The organism is Pseudomonas sp. HMWF006 (genome assembly GCF_003061205.1).
GTDB classification, from domain to species: domain Bacteria; phylum Pseudomonadota; class Gammaproteobacteria; order Pseudomonadales; family Pseudomonadaceae; genus Aquipseudomonas; species Aquipseudomonas monsensis.
Genome location: NZ_QAIU01000280.1, coordinates 1 through 1,046 on the forward strand (window position 1 = coordinate 1; position 1,046 = coordinate 1,046).

1 protein-coding gene is annotated in these 1,046 nt (G+C 60.5%); it reads left to right on the plus strand.

Features of this window, described 5'->3' with window-relative positions; translation table 11 throughout:
- Window positions 1-100: 100 nt before the first annotated feature.
- Window positions 101-676 carry an ANTAR domain-containing response regulator gene (locus DBR24_RS11495; RefSeq protein ID WP_123463618.1) on the plus strand — a complete coding sequence of 192 codons (576 nt, stop codon included), beginning with the start codon at window positions 101-103 and terminating at the stop codon, window positions 674-676.
- The last annotated feature ends 370 nt before the right edge of the window (window positions 677-1,046 follow it).

Sequence of the window (1,046 nt, forward strand, 5' to 3'; positions counted from 1 at the left end):
GGACGGCAGCGATCCGGCCGGTTTCGCCCGCAGCTTCAAGCTGCACGCCCTGAGCGATGACGCTCCCCTACTCGCCCGCCGCTGACAGGAGACCGCCAACATGTTGCGCATTCTGCTGATCAACGACACGGCGAAAAAAGTCGGTCGCCTGAAAGCCGCGTTGACTGAAGCCGGTTTCGAGGTGATCGACGAATCCGGTCTGACCATCGACCTGCCGGCCCGCGTCGAAACGGTGCGCCCGGACGTAATCCTGATCGATACCGAGTCACCCGGCCGCGATGTCATGGAACAAGTGGTGCTAGTCAGCCGCGACCAGCCCAGGCCGATCGTGATGTTTACCGATGAACATGATCCGGGGGTGATGCGTCAGGCAATCAGGTCCGGGGTCAGCGCCTACATCGTCGAAGGCATTCACGCACAACGCTTGCAGCCGATTCTGGATGTGGCCATGGCGCGCTTCGAAAGCGATCAGGCCTTGCGTGCGCAACTGCAGGCGCGCGACCAGCAACTGGCCGAGCGCAAGCGCATCGAGCTGGCCAAGGGGTTGCTGATGAAGATGAAGGACTGCAACGAAGAAGAGGCTTACACCCTGATGCGCCGCCAGGCCATGAGCCGGCAGCAGAAGCTGATTCAGGTGGCGGAGCAGATTATTGCCATGAGTGAGTTGCTCGGCTGAAAAGCTCTGGCTGCTTGAAAAGCCCCTCACCCTAGCCCTCTCCCGGAGGGAGAGGGGACCGATCGAGGTGTGCTGACGTCAAACATCGACCTGAAAGACCGAGTCGATTATGGATTCACAGCAGAAATCACAGGTCGGCGTACTTCGCGAGCCCCCCCAATCAGTCCCCTCTCCCTCCGGGAGAGGGCTAGGGTGAGGGGCTTTTGATCTTTCACCTGTTGGCACAAATCTCGCTAAGTAAAACGCACAGGTAACCAACGGCGGTTGCCCCACCCACGACAAAGACGTCGCTCACCCGTTTGCCCCTCATGGCGAAACAGGTAGCGGCGTTTTTTGCGTTTTGGCCCCACAGCCCGGGGCCGGTGGTGCG